At 49.6% G+C, this 1674-nt stretch carries 1 protein-coding gene; it reads right to left on the bottom strand.

Features of this window, described 5'->3' with window-relative positions:
* Positions 1-86: 86 nt before the first annotated feature.
* Positions 87-1616 (bottom strand): IS1182 family transposase, encoded by a 1530-nt coding sequence (locus B156_RS0124630; RefSeq protein WP_018622466.1) that lies wholly within the window; start codon positions 1614-1616, stop codon positions 87-89.
* Positions 1617-1674 lie beyond the last annotated feature (58 nt).

Genomic DNA, 1674 nt, shown 5'->3' with positions numbered 1-1674 from the left:
CGTGGCTGTTGCACAACTCCGCTTTCTAGATCGATTTTCAGTGTCTGAATTGGCTAATAAGATTTTATACCATCGGTCTGCTCTTCTTAGTTGAGAAAAAGCACGCCAAAACCCGGAAAAGTGTCTTGAGAAGGTGATGACCATTCCACCTTTAGGGCTATGGCCTGGCTGAGAGTGAACTTGGTGGTGAACTTCATATACTTCTTCAGGTTGAAGGCAATAGCCGCCATCAGCATCACTTTGTGAGCTCCAGCTTTGCCCCGTACATTGATCTTTCGTAATCCATTGTACTCCACCAGACTACCTAACACGGGTTCCACCGTCCGTTGGCGAAGCTTCTTCATGCGTTTGCCCCGCCGACTTTGCTGGCGCTCCAGGGCTCGACGGTAGAAGGGATCATAGGCGGTTCGAATAATTTGTCGGCATTGGCTCTTGGGTACACAGGTGGGTTTAAGTGGACACTGTTTGCAGTCCTGGTAATCCGCCCGATAGACCTTTAACAAACCGGTTTCGGCGTGTGTGGCAAAGGTCTTAAAAGGCAATCGCTTGCCAGCCGAACAAGTAAAGTGATCCCCTTCAGAATCATAGGGGAAGCCTTCGATCTGTGGTTTATAGTGGCCGAAGGTAGGTATCCAACCCGTAATCTTCCACCCTTCCAGCAAGGCGTAGTTACTGCCGTTTGAGTAACCTGTATCCGCCAATACCTCTTCTAAACGTAGCTCATTGGCGGCCAACCGCTGCTGAAGTTTGAGGGCGATATCAGGTAAGTACTGGCTATCCCGGCCATCGGCAAAATCGGCCTGTACATGACTAATGACGCCTTCGGCCGTATCAACAGCCAGGCTACAATGGTAGTTGAGTTTGCGGGCTTTACCAGGCTTAATCGAGATACGGGCATCGGGATCGGTGGGACTATAATGGGTTTTGTTGCTGAGTAACTTTGCCTTTTCGTTACCGGCTCCTAAAGTAGTGGGTGCACTTTTCAGGTTTTGCTGATGCTTTTTCAACCGTCTTAACTGGTGATCGGCTGCGGTAATCACCGATGCAGCTTGACGGGGGCTGAATGGAGCGATGGAAGGCACCGGCTCATTTTGATCCTCAGCCGACCGGACCAGCCTGGGACCCGGTAGATTGGGTTGTTTTTCTAGCAGTCTTTCCATCGAAGCATTGGCTTTGACGGGGGCCGAGTCGATGGCTACCCTACGGCCAGCCACCATGTTGTTAGCTACACACAGGCTGAATACTTTATCGAACACTGCCTCAAAGAGCGCTTCCGGGTAAAGTTGTCGAGTACGACTCAACGTGGAGTGCCAGGGTAATGGCTCATCAATGTTATAGCCCAGGAAATACAGCATATCCATCCGTAGTGAGCAATGCTCAATTAGCTTTCTGTCGGAGGTAATATTCTCCAGGCAACCGATGAGCATGAACTTAAAGAATACGACTGGGTCAATGGAAGGGTTTCCAGTCTGGCCATAAAGCTGTTTCGTGGCCTTATAGATAAAGGTCAGGTCGAGCGTCTCCTTTAGCCGACGGTAGAAGTTGTGCTTAGGGACGCGGCTGGACAGCTGAAAACAAGTGATTTGCTTTTCGATATATTCTTTTCTGCCTTGCATACCTCAAGATACAGAAAAGGCCACTTAAATCCCTAAGTAGAGTTGTGCAACAGCCACG

This window comes from Spirosoma luteum DSM 19990 (genome assembly GCF_000374065.1).
GTDB lineage: Bacteria > Bacteroidota > Bacteroidia > Cytophagales > Spirosomataceae > Spirosoma > Spirosoma luteum.
This window is presented reverse-complemented; position numbering and strand designations above follow the sequence as displayed.

Excerpts from the sequence above, each read along its gene's own strand:
- B156_RS0124630 (WP_018622466.1), bottom strand. The coding sequence starts at position 1,616 with ATGCAAGGCAGAAAAGAATATATCGAAAAGCAAATCACTTGTTTTCAG.